The organism is Priestia sp. YIM B13552, from assembly GCF_042787775.1.
GTDB lineage: Bacteria > Bacillota > Bacilli > Bacillales > Bacillaceae_H > Priestia > Priestia megaterium_E.
In genome coordinates, this window is record NZ_JBHZOU010000001.1 from 898279 (window position 1) to 915821 (window position 17543).

The window sequence follows — 17543 nt, forward strand, 5'->3', positions numbered from 1 at the left end:
CCCAATAAGCAAAATGACCTGTTATCTTCTTTATAAATAGACCTACAACCTTATTGACAAAATTAATGAGTCTTTGTTACCCTTATACACGTTGTGAAAAATTTAAAAGTGAATGTTAAGGAAAGCAGCCGTTTTGATGAACGATCAATCAAATCAGGTTCTTTCCTTTTTATATTTTTACTAAGGTAGATACTTTGCTAAATAAAGTTTCGCTTTATACACCGTGTCCTCTTTGTCATAGGCGCACTTAGACCGAAAACAGACGGAAAGGAGTATAAAATGTTTACTCAGCTTACAGAAAAAAACCAGAATGCAGAAGAACTAAAAGAAACACTTGATGATTTAGAGTTTCAGCTATTTCGCATGCAGGATAATTTAAAAGAAATTGCTAAAAAGTATGAAGTTATTGGCGTCGATCAGCCTGAAGATAATCAGTTAGTTATTGTATCGGCACAAAATGACGGAAACGCATGTAAAATTATGCTAAACGAATGCACAAAAGCTTATAGAGGGGCTTGGGATTTTGCTATCGACGGCGTATATGAAGATAATCACACGATTTTTATCGGTGATATTAAAGGGCCTGCTAATAAAGGATATGGCTCTGTATGTATGAATTATTTAAAAGAAGTAGCGGTTGATCAAAATGTTCATGTCATTAAAGGCGATATCGCTGAGCGCGACTGGGATCATCTCGAAAGATTGATTCATTTTTATGAAAAACATAACTTTGAGGTGAATATCGATTATACGAATAAGTGCGGAGAAATTGAGTGGACTCCAGCTTATCAATAAAAAAAACGAACAGACAGCGTCTGTTCGTTTTTTATTTGATATATGCTAAGCTTTTTTTAATGCTGCTAAGAGGACTTTCTATACAGTGATCTTGTTCAACGATCCACCATTTTACGCCTGCTCTATGTCCTTCTTGCATTACAGCCTTTACATCTACTCCTCCGGTACCAAGAGGAGCAAAAAATTGCTCGCCGTCTGTTGTCATATCTTTTAAATGAATAAAAGGCGTACGATTTTGATAATGCTTCATCCACTCCACTGGATCTTCGCCTGCTTTAGTCAGCCAATAAATGTCCAGCTCTACGTTTACCTCAGTTTCTTCTAAGATTGTTTGGAGAGCTGACTTTCCAGTTGACAATTTCTTCAGCTCAAAATCATGATGATGATAGCTAAACGACATACCTTCTTTTTTACAATACACGTAAATAGAATTTAAAGAATCAATAAGTTCGTAATACCCTTTTTCCGTTTGACGTTCAGGCATTAAATAAGGACAAACAATATGTGAATTTCCAACTTGCTGTTCAAAGTGAATCACTTGCTCTAAATTAGATTCTAATTGTTCAAGCGGCACATGACTAGAAGCCGGCTTCAGCTGTAAATCCGTTAACCATGCTTTTACTTCTTTTGCTGTATATCCTTCGTACCCTGCAAATTCTACCCCTTGATATCCTAAAGCAGCTACTTTTTGAAGCGTTCCTTTAAAATCTTTTTTCGTTTCTTTACGCAGCGTATAAAGCTGAACTCCTACAGGTATTTCTTCCATCTTCTCTCCCCCTGTTCATTGAGAAAGCTCCTATAATAGGAGCTTCTGCTTTTATTTTACTGCACTTCCAAGCATTCCTGAAATAAAATGACGCTGAAGTGCCAGGAAGAAAACAATGATTGGAATGGTTGCAATCGTTACTCCCATCATTACTTGACCGTAATCAATAATCGATAACCCAATTAAGCTTGAAAGAGCAACTGGCAATGTAGCCATTTCGTTAGATGTAGTCGCAACTAGAGGCCACATAAAGTTATTCCACTGTGTCATAAATAAGAAAATAGCTGCTGCAGCCATAGCAGGCTTCATAGAAGGAAGCACAATAGTTAAAAAGATTCTCATCTCTCCAGCTCCGTCTAAACGAGCTGCTTCAATAAGTTCCGTTGGAAAAGCTAAAAAGTTCTGACGTAATAAAAAGATAGCAAACGGAAAGCACAGCTGCGGAACAATAAGAGCAAAATACGTATCAAGCAAATTAAAATTCGACATCAGCTGAAAAAGCGGAATGAGCGTTGCTTGATATGGAATCATCATAGACAATAAAAGCGTAGTGAAAATTGCGTTTCGACCTTTGAATTCAAATTTAGACAGCGCATATGCGGCTGTGGAGCAGACCATTAAAGCTACAATCACATACACGACTGAAACAAATACTGAGTTAAAAAAGACGCGCCCTAAATCAATTGAAGCATTTAAATTTTGTAGATTTGTCATAAATTGATCGCCAGGCTTCAGCGTTGGAGGGTTTGTAAACATTTTTCCTGATTCATTCGTAGCGCCGATAATCATCCAGTAAAAAGGAAAAATAGAAATAATCGTGAACAGCCCAAGCATGCTGTATAATCCTATTTTGCGCATGATGTTACTTTTCTTTTTAACTTTAGGCACGGTAGCTACTGCAGTTGCTTCTACTCTCTCTAATACACTCATGATTTATCACCCGTAAATTTAAATTGGAAGAACGTTAAAATACCAACTAATAATACAACAACGTACGCAATAGCTGAAGCATATCCAAAATCAAAGTATTTAAAGCCATTTTGATAAATATATAAGCCTAGCGTCATCGTGGAATCAGCAGGGCCGCCTTTTGTTAAGTTAAAAGGTTCGTCAAACAATTGAAGCGTGCCAATTGTTGATAAAATAGTAGCAAATAAGATAACGGGTTTTAATTGTGGAACCGTTACGTGGAAAAACTTTTGAATTCGGTTTGCCCCGTCTAAATCAGCTGCTTCGTAAACTTCATGAGATAAACTTTGAAGAGCTGCTAGAAAAATAACCATGTTATAACCTGTCCATCTCCAAGTCATCGCAACGATGATTGAGACTTTAGCCCAGAATGGATCTCCCAGCCACTGAATGGCATCAATACCAAAAAAACCTAAAATAGTATTCATTATTCCTTCATCTTGAAGAATGATTGAAAACAAAATAGAATAGGCAACTAGTGACGTTACTGCAGGCAAGAAAAATGAAACTCGGAAAAAACCTTTTAGTCTTAAAAGCTGACTGTTTAACGCGTTAGCTAGTACAAGTGCTAATAAAATCATTACGGGCACTTGAACGATTAAAATAATGCCGGTATTTCCAAGCGCTTTCCAGAAAATATCATCTCCGAGCAATCGTGTATAGTTTGATAACCCGGTAAATACATACTTTCCGCCTTCCATGCTCTGAAAGCTTAGAATAAAAGATGAAAAAATAGGGTAGATGGTAAACAGCGCAAACAGCAAAAGTGCTGGAGCAATAAATAAGTAAGGCAACGATTTATTTGTCTTCATGATGACCTCCTAGTACCGCAAGAAGAAGAGATAGAAGGCAATTTTCTAAAAATCACCTTCTATGCTTCTTGATTATTTTTGAATTCGGTTTTCTAAGCGTTTTTGAGCTGCTTCAAGCGAGTCTTTAACGCCTTTACCATTTGTTACTTCTGACACAGCTTTGACTGCTTCACTGTTTGCAACTGAGTAATTGCCCGTAAAGTTAACCGGCTTAATATCTTTCATTTCATCTGCGAATGTTTTCCAAATCGTTTGATTGCTAAAGTACTCATCTTGTGCAGTGAATAATTTTGAAGAATATACGGTATTTAATGATGGGAATAATCCGCCCTTCATCGCTTCTTCTTGAACTTTATCCGTTGTTGAGAAATACTCCATAAATTTGTACGCTTCATCTGCTTTTTGACTAGTTGCTGAAATCACATAGTTGCTTCCGCCTAAGTTAGAAGCACGGTTGCCTCCTTCTTCAAACGAAGGTAATAAAAACACTCCCCATTTTCCTTTTAAATCTGGAGCCTGCTGCGTAATAGAACCTGATAGCCAAGCACCAGATGGTGAACTTGCTACTTTACCTTCTGCTAAAGCACTGATTGAAGCATCCCAGCCCACTGTATTTTTAACAATGCCTGCTTCTTTTAACTTCTTATTTAACTCCATTGCTTTTTTCGCTTCTTTAGAAGTTAAATTCAACTTTCCTTTGTTATTAAAATAGAACGTACCTTGCTGTGTCAGCGTCATTCGGAATAAGCCATCGTCATTATTAAAATCTAAACCTAGTAAATCAACGCCAACTTTTTCTTTAATTTTCTTACCAGCCGCAATGTAATCATCCCATGTTTTGATACTGTTTGGATCTACGCCTGCTTTTTCAAAATAATCTGTGCGATAGAAAACGCCTGTTGGACCTGCATCAAACGGGAAGCCGTACATGTCCCCATCCTTTGATAAAAGAGTTTTCTTAAACTCTGGAAACTTATCTTCTTGCTTATCAAATCCTTTTTTAGATAGGTTTAAAAATGCATTTGGAAATGCATCCAAGTATCCTTGGAAACGATCGTCTTCTACTAATACAATATCAGGAAGGCCTTTTCCGCCAGCTTGCAATCCTGTTGTTAATTTTGAATAAACGTCTTCACGTCCCATATCCACTACTTTTAATTTAAATCCTGGATTCTCTTTTTGGTATTCTGCTGCTGCTTTCTTTAATACCGGTACGTTAATATTCCAAGCCCATGCAACAACTTCTTTTCCACCGCTACCACTTGTTTCATTAGCGGACTTTCCTCCGCATCCTGCAAGTACTAGGGTTAAAATGAGTGCAAAACTGATTAAACTAAACCAACGTTTCAATGAATACCCCTCCTATAATCTCGTCTCCTAGTGTGGCAAGTTTTTTTGTAAACGCTCATGACTCTTTCTCAAGAGAATTATTGAAAAATAATTCTGTATATTGAAAGCGTATACAATTTACTTAATCTAAATTATATGAATGAATACCCTTTTCCTCAATGGTAAATATAAAAGGCAAAAACCTTACATTTTTGCCTTTTTCTAAATTGATTTTGTTATTATGGTTTCTATTAACTTTTTCGTTCATGAAAAAAAGCGAATGTACTGTCGTTGTTGAAACAGAACACAATCGCTTATTTAAAAAAATCCAATGTATACTATTTTTTTGCTACATAAGTAACACTTTCTTGCTTATTTGGGACGTTCTAAGGAAAATAATTGCCCCAATTTACTATAGTTAGAACCCGCAAGTCGGCTGACTGGCTTCACACGTTCTGCAGAAACGCGATCGTTTTCTATCACTTTTTCACTAATATGAAACATCACAACTTCACCGATAAACAAATCTGAGCTGTATGCCTCATCCGTTCCTAATGGAACAATTTGGTGAAGCTTACACTCCATCCGAATGCTGGCTTCTTGAATTCCGGGAACCTGCACTTTTTTGCTCGGTGCTAGTGTTAACCCTGTTTCTTCGACTTCACTCACGGAAGAAGGATAAGAAGATGCCGCTTGATTCACTTGTTCCACTAAGTTTTCGTCTACAAGATGAACTACAAATTCTTTAGATGCACTAATATTTTTTGCCGTATCTTTCGTCATTTGACCTTCACTTCTCGAAACCGAAACGGCAATCAGCGGAGGCTCTGCCGCAACTACATTAAAGAAACTAAACGGTGCGGCATTCACTACACCGTCATCATTTTGACTTGTAACAAACGCAATCGGCCGGGGAATGACGACCCCTGTTAACAAATGATAATTGTCTTTTGCACTTTGTACCGCTGGATCGACTATCTTCATTTTACACACTCCTTTTCTTCCATTTACTTTATTGTATGGTAACGAAAAGAGTATAGATTAGCTAGCAACTTGCTCACCAAATATGCAAAAAAGAGATTGAGACATACCTCCATCCACCTAATCCGAAGACAAACAAATGGGAGTAATGAGCTGGTATCGATCACTTGTGACACCACTGTTGATTTCCATAGAAGGCTTCGCTTTCCGCGGGCGACCGATGAGCCTCCTCGTCGATTACGGGCCTGCGGGGTCTCATCACTTCTGTTTTTCCCTCAGGAGTCTTCGCCTTCCTCTCCAATCAACAGCTAGAAGCAACTAACTAGATGAAACCTACGTTCACTACAACAATGAAAAAATCCGAACGATTCATCGTTCGGATTTTCCTGCAACTAAAATATTTTCAGCCTTTTTCTTTAATTTAACACCGTGATTTTCACTGTACGACGTCCGAATGCTTTTGCAGCTGACTCAGAAGGTACTAATACATCAATTCGATATCCTTTAATCGCACCGCCCGTATCACCTGCTGTTGCCACTCCGTATCCTTCTACATATACTTTTGAACCTAATGGAATAACGGATGGATCTACCGCAATAATTTTATGAGTGCCTGAACTTACATTTTGTCCAGTCGCTGTTACGCCGCTACATCCTGCACAATTAGCTGTATAAGCTGTTGCTTCTACATACATTTCTTTTCCAGAATGCTTTTGTGTGCTTTCTTCTTTTTTCGTTTCTTTTGCTTCTGAAGAAACGGCTGCTTTCTTCTCTGTAGCAGCAGCTGTTTTTACTTCTTGTTTTGGCTCTGTTTTTACTTCTTTTTTAGCCGTTGCCAGTTCAGCTTGACGCTTTGCTTCTGCATCAGCCTCAGCCTTTTCAGCTGCCTGCTGTTTTGCCACTTGCTCAGCTTGCTTTTGAGCTGCTTCTTTTTCTTTTGCAATCTTATCTTGAATGCCTGTTAATTCAGACTGAAGGTTTGCTTTTTCTGAAGAAGCTGCATCAATTTCATTTACGACCGTGCTGTACTTTTCTTGCATAGTTGTTAACGTTGCTGTTTGTTTGGCAACGTTTTTATCTAATTCAGCTTGTTTAGCCGCTAAGCTACCTTTTGCTGCTTCTAATACTTTTTCTTGCTTATCAATTTCTTTTTTATCTTTTTCAATTTGATCTAAATCATTTTGATGCTGCTTTAAAATATCATTATCTGCTGACAATAACGTTGTGACAGCACCCATACGTGCAACAAAATCTCCAAAGTTATCAGCATTCATTAATGTATCAATAACAACACTTGTTTTATCGTCTTGCTGCAAAGCAACTAATCGATTTTCAATAATATCTTTACGACTTAACACTTTTTCCTGAAGCAAAACAATTTCTTTTTTCTTTTTCTCAATCATTTTGTTCGCTTCTGAAATCTGCTTTTCAGTCGATGCTAACTCTTTTTTATTGCTAGAGATTACTGTATGTAATGAATTTAATTGTGATTGAATGTTTTGAACATCTGAATTGATAGACTGTTTCTCTTTCTCTTTTTGTTGAACAGCCTTTTCTGTTTCTTTAATTTTATTTTCAGTACTCTGGAGCGCTTCTTCATTCGATTGGGCGTGAGTCTCTGTGATGCCGGTCATGAAGAAAATTCCTGTGACTGCTGCAAGAGTCATACGCTTAAAAATTTTCATAAAGTAATAGTCCCCTTTCCTCATAGACATAGTTATACCATAAAAAACTATCTGTTTATGTTACAATACAGTTAAAAGTTTCCCATAATCTGTATAACCAAGAATCTCTTTCTGGGAATTCATCACCAGAATCCCTTGATAGAGAGGTTTACTGTTTATTAAAAAAGATATATTTTTGTCATAAACAGGGCAAAATTACTCTTTAAAAATAGAAATAAACGCTTATTATTACAGGTATATTACAAATTTTTCACAGAAAATTATGTGTTTTACCGTCTTTTTTCGGTGTTTTTTACTTTTTATTACATAAATTCCACCTACATAATTCCTACACTATTTATAAAGTTGTGACTTTTTCACTTCTTTTTTACACTTTACATACATAAAAAGACGCCCATAAATCAAATGAGCGTCTTTTTTCTACACATGTATAAAACCATTATTTGTCAGAGGTTACTAGTTTTAAAGGCACTGGAATTTGCTTATCTACCTTTTTGCCTTGAAGAACATTTTTAGCAGACTTTACGGCAAGTTTACCGATTAAAACAGGCTGCTGAGCTACAGTTGCTCCTAGCTTCCCTTCTTTTACCGCTTTAATTGCATCGTCGTTTCCATCAAACCCTACTACTAGCACATCTTTTCCTGAGCTGTTAATCGCTTGAATAGCTCCTAATGCCATTTCATCATTATGAGCAAATACGGCTTTGATCCCAGGATTTCCTTGAAGAACATTCTCCATAACGTTTAAGCCTTTTGTACGGTCAAAATCAGCCGACTGTTTAGCCGTAATATCTAGCTTTTGATCCGCAACGTTGTGGAACCCTTTTCCTCGTTCACGAGTTGCTGAAGCTCCCGGCACGCCTTCAAGTTCTGCTACTTGAGCTTTTTCCCCTACTTTTTTCACAATGTAATCAGCAGCCATTTGACCACCTTTTACATTATCTGAAGCTACCAGTGTTTCTACTTTTCCTTTTTCTGCTGAACGATCTAGCGTAATAACTGGAATGCCTACATTATTAGCCGATTGTACAGCTGTTGAAATAGCAGCTGAATCCGTTGGGTTAATAAGCAGAATGTTAACACCTTGCTGCATTAAATCTTCTACATCGTTAATTTGTTTGGCTGAATCATTTTGAGCATCTACTACAACTACTTCCATGCCCAGTTTTTTTGCTTCTTTTTGTACCCCTTCTTTTAGCGAAACAAAGAACGGATTGTTTAATGTAGAAACGGATAAACCAATTTTAATATCTTTTAAATTTTTACTTTCAGATGGTTTCGCCCACTCAGGAGGCTGAAGTGAACAAGCCCCTAACAGTAATAATGAAAATGATAATAGCACGAGCCAAATTTTCTTCATGCTTTTCCCTCCTAAGCTGACTTTTTGCGATCAATTAATACCGCGATTAAAATAACAATTCCTTTTACGACCATCTGGTAAAATGACGAAACGCCGAGTAAGTTCAAACCGTTGTTTAACGTTCCGATAATCAGCGCACCAATTAACGTTCCAACAATGCGTCCACGTCCTCCAGAAAGGCTTGTTCCACCCAGTACTACTGCAGCGATAGCATCTAACTCGTAAGACGTACCTGCCGTTGGCTGAGCAGAGTTCAAACGAGAAGTCAAAATCGCTCCTGATAGCGCTGCCAATAATCCTGCTAGTGAGTAGATCATAACCTTAACTTTTGGTACTTTAATTCCTGAAATAAATGCTGCTTTTTCATTTCCCCCGATTGCATATGTTCTGCGGCCAAACGGCGTTTTATGCAAAATCACCCATAGGACAGCAAACGCTAGTACCATCGTAATTGCCGGAACAGGAATACCTAGAAAATAGCCGCGGCCAAATAACTGGAAGTAATAGTTTTCGCCTAAGCCCGTAATCGGATTTCCATCTGTATAAACAAGCGTTAACCCTCTAAAAATTGTCATCGTCGCTAGCGTTGCAATAAACGGCGCCATTTTTCCTTTTGTAATAAGCAAGCCGTTAATCATACCCATTACAGCTCCTAACACACATCCTATTAAAATAGCTAAAATAGGATCTACACCTGACACAATCATACCTGCCATTAACGCACTTGATAAAGCAAGTATAGAGCCAACCGATAAATCAATTCCGCCTGTTAAAATGACAAACGTCATACCGAATGCAATTAAGGCATTAATGGCTACTTGACGCAGCAAGTTTAAAATATTTAAAGGTTCTAAAAAGCTTGGATTTAAAATCGATACAATGACAATAAGAATAAATAGACCTAGTAACGGACCTAGCTTTTGCATCACGTTATCAACGCGATTTTCTTTTATCGCTGTGTTTGCTTTCATTTTACTGACCTCCTGTTGCAAATGTCATAATTTTTTCTTGAGTTGCTTCTTCACTTGTCAGTTCACCCGTTATTTTTCCTTCATGCACAACCAAAATGCGATCGCTCATGCCGAGCACTTCCGGAAGCTCTGAAGACACCATGATAATAGCCACGCCTCTGTCTGTCAGTTCATTCATAAGCTGATAAATTTCACGCTTTGCCCCGACGTCAACTCCTCGAGTTGGTTCATCTAAAATCAGCACTTTTGGTCCAATGCCAATCCACTTGGCAATCACTACTTTTTGCTGATTGCCTCCCGATAAGTTACCCGCACTCGTCTCAGACGACTCGGTTTTGATCGTTAAACGTTTAATAAGTAAATCTACAAATTGCTGCTCGCTTTTTTGTTCAATAAAGCCTTTTGGCGAAAAGCTGAATAGACTTGGAAGCGCAATATTTTCTCGAATAGAAAAATCCAGGACGAGCCCTTCTGTTTTACGATCTTCTGTAATGAACCCGAGACCTAATTTAATGGCTTGGTCGGGCTTTGTGATACTGACCCGTTTGCCATTTAATATAATTTCGCCTTTTTCTAATGGATCAAGCCCGAAGATAGCGCGCATAATTTCGGTTCTGCCAGCTCCCATTAGCCCCGCAACACCGACAATTTCTCCTGATCGCACTGAAAAATGAACGTCATGAAATACACCTTTTCTCTCCAAGCCTTTTGCTTCAAATACAACGTCTCCTTTAGGAGATGTCCTAGCAGGAAATCGATCGGTTAGCTCTCTTCCTACCATTTTGCGAACCACGTCATCGAAGCTGGTTTCTGGAATCGGCTTTTTGTCTACCGTCTGTCCGTCACGCATGACCGTAATGGAATCACAAATAGCAAAAATCTCTTCCATACGATGTGAAATATACACAATCGATACACCTTGTTTTCGCAGCGCATTAATTACGTCAAATAACTTTTGAATTTCTCTCTCAGTAAGCGCTGCGGTTGGCTCATCCATGATAATGACTTTTGCATTCGTCATCAGCGCTTTGGCTATTTCAATCATTTGCTGCTGTCCGACAGAACAAAGTCCCGCTTCTTGATCAAGAGGAATGGTCACAGCTAATTTTTCAAACTGCTTCTTTGCTAACGCTTTCATTTCTTTTGTTTTTAAAAAACCTAAAGGCGTTTTTAATTCTTTGCCGATAAATAAGTTCTCAAGCACCGTCATTTCAGGCCAAACGTTCAGCTCTTGATGAATAAAGGTAATTCCGTTTTGTTCTGCTTCTTTTGGATTTTGAAAATACGTCTCTTTGCCATCAATCAGAATCTGCCCTTCATCTTTTTTATGAAGGCCGGTTAAAATATTCATCAGCGTAGATTTCCCCGCTCCATTTTCCCCCATTAGTGCGTGAACTTCACCTTCATGTAATTCAAAATCCACGCCTCTTAGTACACGGTTTGCTCCAAAGGCTTTATGAATCCCTCTCATTGCAATATGCATGCTGTTCACCTCTTTTAAAAAATAACTCCCGCTTGTAAAATACAGTTTGCATAAGGAGTTGCTTCTCCTGTACGAATCACAACTTTCGCTTTGCTTGTCAGCATTTTTAATTGTTCATGCGATACTTCTTCTACTAAGATGTTTTGCTTTTCCATCAACTCGTAAGCCTTTTGATTTCTTTCTTTCATCTCAGAAGCAATCACTATTTTTTCTGTAGCCATATCTTCTAACACAGCTACTACTACATCTTCGAAGCTAGGCACTCCTAGCTTTAAAGATAAATCAATTTTAGGCACATCACTCGGAACAGGTAACCCTGCATCTGCAATGACAATAGTGTCTGTATGACCTAGATCTGTTAGTATTTTCGTAATATGACTGTTAATCATTCCGTGACGTTTCATTTACAGACTCTCCTCCACTTCTTTGCGAGTCGGCATACCGCCTTGTGCACCAAATTTAGTGACGGATAGCGAAGCTGCGCGATTAGCAAACTGAATTCCTTTTTCAAAACCCATTCCTTCGGCAAGTGCCACAGCAAGCGCTGCGTTAAATGTATCTCCTGCTCCTGTTGTATCAATCGTTTCTACTTGATAAGAAGGAACCAATACTTCTTTCTTGCCGTTAAAATAGCGCACACCTTGTTTTCCTTCTGTAATAAACAATTTATTTGGATACTGTTTTAATACTTCTTCTTTTTCTTTTCCTTCAAATAAAAGCTCTGCTTCATGTTCATTTGGAGTGATGTAAGAAACTTGTTCAATCACTTCTGCTTTTAATGGTCTTGCAGGCGCCGGATTTAACAAAAGCGGTACTTTAAGTTCCTGACAAAGCTCAGCAACATATTCAACCGTTTCTTCTGGAATCTCTTGCTGAATAAGTACGATATCCGCTTCTTTAATTTTTTCTTTTGCTTTTTCCACGTAGTCTGGAGTAATATAATCGTTTGCTCCTTTGACGACTACAATGCTGTTATCTCCTTCAGCGAGTATAATGTGCGCTGTTCCGCTATCTGAATCTGTAACCGGTTTCACATTTTCCACAGATACACCGTTTGATTTGAAATTCTCCAGGATTGCTTTTCCGTAATGATCTTCGCCCACACACCCAATCATACTCACATCAGCTCCAAGACGGGCTGCTGCAACAGCTTGGTTCGCTCCTTTTCCTCCCGGAACGGTTTTGAATGATTCTCCTAATACTGTTTCTCCAGCTCCAGGACGAATATTTGATGTTACTACTAAATCCATTGATGAACTTCCAATCACAGTTACTTTAGCCATGTTCCTCAACCTTTCGTGTCGTATTTCGTTCAATAAACGTAACGGGTAGTTGTACTTGCTTTTGAATTAAAGGTTCTTTCTTAATGCATTTTATTAACAGACCTGCTGCTTGCTTGCCCATTTCATAAGCAGGCTGACGAATTGTAGACAGCGCTGGAAACGAAAAGCGGCTTTGCGGAATATCATCAAAACCAATTACTTGTAGATCATCAGGCACGCTTTTTTCTAATCGAAACGCCTCGTGTAAAACGGCTGTGGCTACAATGTCATTACTTGCAATAATCCCGTCCGTTTCAGGGTACTTTTGAAAGATTTCCTTTGCCCATTTCTGCGCATCGTCAAACGCTAGAGAATTTGTATTTAATACGTAAAAGTCTACATCAGACTGACTCAAAACAGACAGAGAGCCTTGAAAACGTTCCTGAGCAGGCTTTACATTTACTGGACCTTTGATAAGTGTAATTCTTTTACTTCCTCTTTTGATTATTTCTTCTGCAGCAAGTTTTCCACCTTCAAAACCATCAGCATAAACGGATGGATACTGATCAGAACTTCTATCTAAAAACACGACGGGAAATGTAAGACCTTCATATAGTTTCTGAGCTAGACTTGTTGTTGCCGTGATCATCCCTACTACATGGTTTTGCGTAAACGTTTGGAGATAAGTTAATTCTTTCTCTAACTGCTCATCACTATTGCCAAGAATTAAACGAAATCCATGGCTATGTACTTCATCTTCTATTCCTCGTGCAAGCTGAGGGAAAAAAGGGTTTGTAATGTCTGGAAGCAAGAGACCAATCAAACGAGATTCACGTGTATAAAGCGAACGGGCTACCTCGTTAGGGCTGTAGTTTAATTTTTGAATTGTATTCATTACTCGCACACGCGTGTCTTCTTTTACATATCCTGTACTGTTTAAAACGCGCGAAACGGTAGCAACGGACACGCCTGCTTCTTTTGCTACATCGCGAATTGTTACCACTTTATTTCCCTCCCTTCATATATGTAACCGTTTACACAAATGATAACATGGAAAAGTGAAGTTGACAATCTTTTTATTAAAAAAAATCACTTCATTAAGAAGTGATTTTTCTTTCATTAGATATTAGCGTCTAGTTTCTTAAATAATTTCAAAAATTGCTCTTGATCTTTCGGTTCATAGCAAGAAAAGAAATGAGCAATCATCTTTTGCACAATTTCATTTGCTTCTTCAATCACTTGTTCACCTTTAGCTGTTAACTCAATGTTTACTTTGCGGCGATCCTCTTTAGAGTGATAGCGTGAAACTAACTCTAAGTCTATTAAACGATTAATAACAGGAGTAATTGCACTAGGCTTGACGCGCATCTCTTCTGCCAGCTTGGTTACTCCAATGTGACTGCACTTACCGATAATTAATAAGATATGATATTGAAAAGGTGTAATCCCTTGTGAAAGTAACCTTTCTTTTATCTCTGTCATTACCTTTTTGTTAAGGGATATCGAAATTCTCTGGACCTCTTCAATAAATGTGAGCTGTTCCATGTTTTGACGTCCCCTTTCTTATAATCAGGGAGTCGATGGTTAACATGTCAGCCCCCTGCTGCACTCCAAGCAAAACCTAGCCTGGGGAGAGCGGCTGGTTTCGCGGAATACTTATAACCTATTTTCTATCTATTTTATTCCGTACTATTACAATAGAAGAAACTCATTCACTATCGTTTTTCTTAAACGATCTTAAAGCCTTACGAAAAGCGTCATCATTCATAACGTCACGTTCTTCTTTTGTAAAAACCGTGTCGTCTTTTTCGCCTTCTCTAAACTTTTGCAGCACTTGACGATACATATCATCGTTCATGACATCTTTTTCTTTCTTATGTCTAGATGTTCTCGTTTCCGTCTTGGCCTGTGGCTCTTTTGGCTCTTCTTTTGGTGCTTCTTTTGGTGTTGCAGGTTTTTTTTCTGCCACTTTTTTCTCTTCTACTTTTGGCTCTTTAGGAGCATTTGAAGCAGCCGCTTCTTTTTTAGGTGGAACTGTACGCTGGCGCTTAGAAGATGATGCTTTAGCATTCATTGTAATAATTAGTACAACCAGAATCACAGCTACAACGATCAGTAAAATACCTAACATACTGTCACCTACTGTCCTTGTGTCATTCGTTTAGTCACTTGAACAACACGTTCTCCTAACGCTTTACCTAGCGCTTGGTCGTTCTCTGTTAATAATTCGTCACCTTCGATTGGACAAGTAATTCCCACACCGTAATAAGTACCGTACAGCGCATTTTCTGGAATGTTACCTGGTAAGCCAGCGATAACCATTCCTTGATGAAGCATCGGTGTGATTAAATTTAAAAGCGTTGCTTCTAAGCCACCGTGCGTTGTAGCTGTTGTACAGAACACCGCACCTACTTTATCAATTAATTTACCTTCTGCCCATAAATAACCTAATTTATCAATCCACGTTTTTAACCCTGAACTGATTGTTCCAAAATGCCCTGGGCAGCCCCAAATAATAGCATCCATTTCAGGCAGTTCACGTACATCTGCTTCTTCTACATGCTTTACATATACAGTTGCTTCTCCAGACAGCTCGGCGCCAGAAGCAATCGCTTTTGCTAATGCCTCTGTATGTCCGCCTTCACTATCATATACGATACAAATTTTCATCCTTTATCCCTCCGTTGCTTATGAGTTCATATCTTTTGGTGCCGGTAACATACGAATATCGTCTGTTGTTTCTTTTTCTGTCTCTTCTACTTCTACTACTGCATCTTTACGAACATCACGTAGGAAGAAACTTAAAATCAATCCAATAATGGCAATAATAACTGTCCAATAAAACGCGTCGTTAATTCCTTGCACAGTTGCTTGCGCTTGAACTTTTCCAGCTAATGTTGTTAAAGCTTGTTTTTGCGCCTCTGTTTGAGAAAGGTGAAGCGTTTGAGCAATTTTTTGCACAAATGCCTGGAAGTTATTCATAAAGAATGGATCGGATGTAGTCATGGAACTGCTCATTTCATTCACATGATATGTTGTGCGATTTGTAAAGATTGTAGTCATTAAACTGATACCGATTGAACCACTCACTTGACGAAGCGTGTTCGCCATTGATGTACCATGGCTGCTTAATTTTGCCGGCAGCTGATTTAAACCAGCCGTCATAATTGGCATCATCAATAATGACATACCGAATGCACGGATCATATAAATAATAACAATATGACTAAACGGTGTTTCAAGCGTTAATTTTGTAAATTCAAATGTTGTTACAACCGTAATCAACATCCCGACAATCCCTAGTGGACGCGGTCCTAATTTATCAAACAGCGTACCAGAAATTGGTGACATAACTAACATAACAAGTGCACCGGGCAAGATTAATAAACCTGAATCAAATGCTGAATAGCCACGAATGTTTTGCAAGTAAATTGGCAATAAGAACATACCAGCATACATACTAATTGTAATGGCAATACTAATGATATTAGATAATGAGAAAATACTGTATTTAAATACTCTCACATCAAGTAATGGACTCTTAAGTCGAAGCTGCTGCACGACAAAGATGATTAATAAGACAATACCGCCAATCATCGTTGACAATACAACTGAATCCGTCCAGCCATCGTTTCCAGCTTCACTGAAGCCGTATAGAAGTAAAGCCATACCTGCAAGAGATGTAAACACAGAAATTAGATCTACTTTTACATTTTGAGGTGGTTTAATATCTTTTAATTTAAAAGCTGCAATAATAAATACGAGCGCACCTAGTGGCACCATTCCCGTAAATAAAATGTGCCAGTCATAGTTTTGAATAACCCATCCTGAAAGCGTCGGTCCAATTGCCGGAGCGAACATCATGGCTAAACCAAAGATACCCATTCCTTTTCCGCGCATATGAGGAGGGAAAATAAATACGATAATGGTCATAACTAGAGGTGCTAGCACTCCGCCTCCGACTGCTTGAACAAGACGTCCGATTAGCATAATCGAGAAAGTCGGCGCAATTCCGCAGACAAGTGCCCCTATTGTAAAGCAGGCCATTGCAAATAAGAATAAGCGACGAACTCCAAAACGTTCAATTAAATAGGCTGATAATGGAATAAGTGCACCATTTACAAGCATGTATCCTGTAAGCAACCACTGTGCCGTATTAGCTGTAACGCCAAACTCTGTAATCAGATGCGGGATCGCAACATTTAGCAGCGTTTGGTTTAAAATTGCTAAGAACAATCCAAGCATAAGTACGACTAGCAGCGGAATATGCTTTTTAACTGAGCTTTCCTCTGGTTGTATCGTGTTTGCTGACATCAGTTCCTTCCTCCTTTCTTCTCTTCTTAATCATGTACGTTCTTAGTTTTTAGAGATTTTAACTTCTGCGTTCATACCTGGTAGTACGTTTTCAGAGTAGTTAGAAATAGAGATTTTAACAGGAACTGTTTGTGATACTTTCGTATAGTTGCCGTCTGAATTAGAACTTGGCATTAATGAGAAAATTGAGTTTGTTGCATAACCGATTTCTTCTACTTTTCCATCGATTGTTGTTTTAGTATCTCCGTCAACTGTTACATCAACGTCATCGCCAGCTTCAATATCTTTTAATTTGTCTTCTTTAATGTTTGCAATGATGAATAAGTTATTCATATCTACTTCGCTAGCAATTTGTTGACCAGCTTGAACCATTTGATTTTCTTTTACCTGTGTTTTAATGATTTTACCGTCTTCTGGTACTGTAACTGTTTTTTCTCCATCTTCTGATTGGATTTTAGCTACCTCATCATCTTTTGAAACATCTTTACCTTCTTCAACGTTCCAGCTTGCTACTTTACCTGCTGCTGGCGCTACTACTGTATAAAGGTCGCCGGACACTTTTGCATTGTCTGTGGATACATAATTAGATTTTTGAATATAATAGTATCCCCCACCAATAATTAAAGCTAATACTACAATAATTCCGATAAAGTTCATTAAAATTAAACGCCCTCTTGACATTTATTTTACCTCCTTAATATTTCATTCAGTTAAGTATTACGCTAGATAACTTTATCACAAAGATATTTAGTTGTAAATAACTTTGATTTTAATTTATTTTTAAAACTAAACATTTATGTTTCATAAAGTTTTCCC

Annotated in this window: 18 protein-coding genes; 1 reads left to right on the forward strand and 17 read right to left on the reverse strand. The window is 38.2% G+C overall.

What is annotated here, in order from left to right; all coding sequences use genetic code 11:
* Positions 1 to 279: 279 nt before the first annotated feature.
* Positions 280 to 795: a GNAT family protein gene (locus ACFX40_RS04390; RefSeq protein WP_013055642.1), complete on the forward strand. Its 516-nt coding sequence runs from the start codon at positions 280 to 282 to the stop codon at positions 793 to 795.
* A gap of 31 nt (positions 796 to 826) precedes the next feature.
* Here the strand turns inward: ACFX40_RS04390 and ACFX40_RS04395 are convergent, their stop codons facing one another.
* The 17 genes from ACFX40_RS04395 to ACFX40_RS04475 form a co-directional block, all read right to left on the reverse strand.
* Positions 827 to 1561: a sugar phosphate isomerase/epimerase family protein gene (locus ACFX40_RS04395; RefSeq protein ID WP_208756056.1), complete on the reverse strand. Its 735-nt coding sequence runs from the start codon at positions 1559 to 1561 to the stop codon at positions 827 to 829.
* Positions 1562 to 1612: 51 nt separating this feature from the next.
* Positions 1613 to 2419, reverse strand: a complete 807-nt coding sequence (locus ACFX40_RS04400) for a carbohydrate ABC transporter permease (RefSeq protein WP_013055640.1) — start codon at positions 2417 to 2419, stop codon at positions 1613 to 1615.
* A 68-nt stretch (positions 2420 to 2487) separates the two neighbouring features.
* The gene (locus ACFX40_RS04405; protein ID WP_014461372.1) at positions 2488 to 3342 is read right to left on the reverse strand and encodes a carbohydrate ABC transporter permease; all 855 of its coding nucleotides are present in this window, start codon (positions 3340 to 3342) and stop codon (positions 2488 to 2490) included.
* Positions 3343 to 3414: 72 nt separating this feature from the next.
* A complete protein-coding gene (locus tag ACFX40_RS04410) occupies positions 3415 to 4692 on the reverse strand; it encodes an ABC transporter substrate-binding protein (RefSeq protein ID WP_028407641.1) in 1278 nt (425 codons plus the stop codon).
* A gap of 351 nt (positions 4693 to 5043) precedes the next feature.
* Complete coding sequence (locus ACFX40_RS04415) at positions 5044 to 5655, reverse strand: flavin reductase family protein (protein ID WP_025749707.1); 612 nt, start codon at positions 5653 to 5655, stop codon at positions 5044 to 5046.
* A 413-nt stretch (positions 5656 to 6068) separates the two neighbouring features.
* Complete coding sequence (locus ACFX40_RS04420) at positions 6069 to 7337, reverse strand: 3D domain-containing protein (RefSeq protein WP_025749708.1); 1269 nt, start codon at positions 7335 to 7337, stop codon at positions 6069 to 6071.
* Positions 7338 to 7776: 439 nt separating this feature from the next.
* Positions 7777 to 8697 (reverse strand): ribose ABC transporter substrate-binding protein RbsB, encoded by a 921-nt coding sequence (gene rbsB / locus ACFX40_RS04425; protein ID WP_013055634.1) that lies wholly within the window; start codon positions 8695 to 8697, stop codon positions 7777 to 7779.
* Positions 8698 to 8708: 11 nt separating this feature from the next.
* Positions 8709 to 9668 (reverse strand): ribose ABC transporter permease RbsC, encoded by a 960-nt coding sequence (rbsC, locus tag ACFX40_RS04430; RefSeq protein WP_025749709.1) that lies wholly within the window; start codon positions 9666 to 9668, stop codon positions 8709 to 8711.
* A gap of 1 nt (position 9669) precedes the next feature.
* Positions 9670 to 11151, reverse strand: coding sequence for a sugar ABC transporter ATP-binding protein (locus ACFX40_RS04435; protein WP_050689236.1), 1482 nt, complete (start codon positions 11149 to 11151; stop codon positions 9670 to 9672).
* Positions 11152 to 11165: 14 nt separating this feature from the next.
* Positions 11166 to 11555 (reverse strand): D-ribose pyranase, encoded by a 390-nt coding sequence (gene rbsD / locus ACFX40_RS04440; RefSeq protein WP_013055631.1) that lies wholly within the window; start codon positions 11553 to 11555, stop codon positions 11166 to 11168.
* Entirely contained in the window at positions 11556 to 12434 is an 879-nt protein-coding gene (gene rbsK / locus ACFX40_RS04445) for a ribokinase (protein WP_028407636.1), read from the reverse strand.
* Positions 12427 to 13416: a LacI family DNA-binding transcriptional regulator gene (locus ACFX40_RS04450; protein ID WP_208756053.1), complete on the reverse strand. Its 990-nt coding sequence runs from the start codon at positions 13414 to 13416 to the stop codon at positions 12427 to 12429. The genes rbsK and ACFX40_RS04450 overlap by 8 nt, the downstream gene beginning before the upstream one ends.
* 116 nt (positions 13417 to 13532) lie before the next feature.
* Positions 13533 to 13958, reverse strand: a complete 426-nt coding sequence (locus ACFX40_RS04455; protein ID WP_013055628.1) for a MarR family winged helix-turn-helix transcriptional regulator — start codon at positions 13956 to 13958, stop codon at positions 13533 to 13535.
* 163 nt (positions 13959 to 14121) lie between these two features.
* A complete protein-coding gene (locus tag ACFX40_RS04460; protein ID WP_060744913.1) occupies positions 14122 to 14544 on the reverse strand; it encodes a hypothetical protein in 423 nt (140 codons plus the stop codon).
* Positions 14545 to 14552: 8 nt separating this feature from the next.
* Positions 14553 to 15083 (reverse strand): NAD(P)H-dependent oxidoreductase, encoded by a 531-nt coding sequence (locus ACFX40_RS04465; protein WP_014461382.1) that lies wholly within the window; start codon positions 15081 to 15083, stop codon positions 14553 to 14555.
* An 18-nt stretch (positions 15084 to 15101) separates the two neighbouring features.
* Positions 15102 to 16727: a DHA2 family efflux MFS transporter permease subunit gene (locus tag ACFX40_RS04470; RefSeq protein ID WP_028407633.1), complete on the reverse strand. Its 1626-nt coding sequence runs from the start codon at positions 16725 to 16727 to the stop codon at positions 15102 to 15104.
* A gap of 42 nt (positions 16728 to 16769) precedes the next feature.
* Positions 16770 to 17408, reverse strand: coding sequence for a biotin/lipoyl-containing protein (locus ACFX40_RS04475; protein WP_013055624.1), 639 nt, complete (start codon positions 17406 to 17408; stop codon positions 16770 to 16772).
* Between the last annotated feature and the right edge of the window lie 135 nt (positions 17409 to 17543).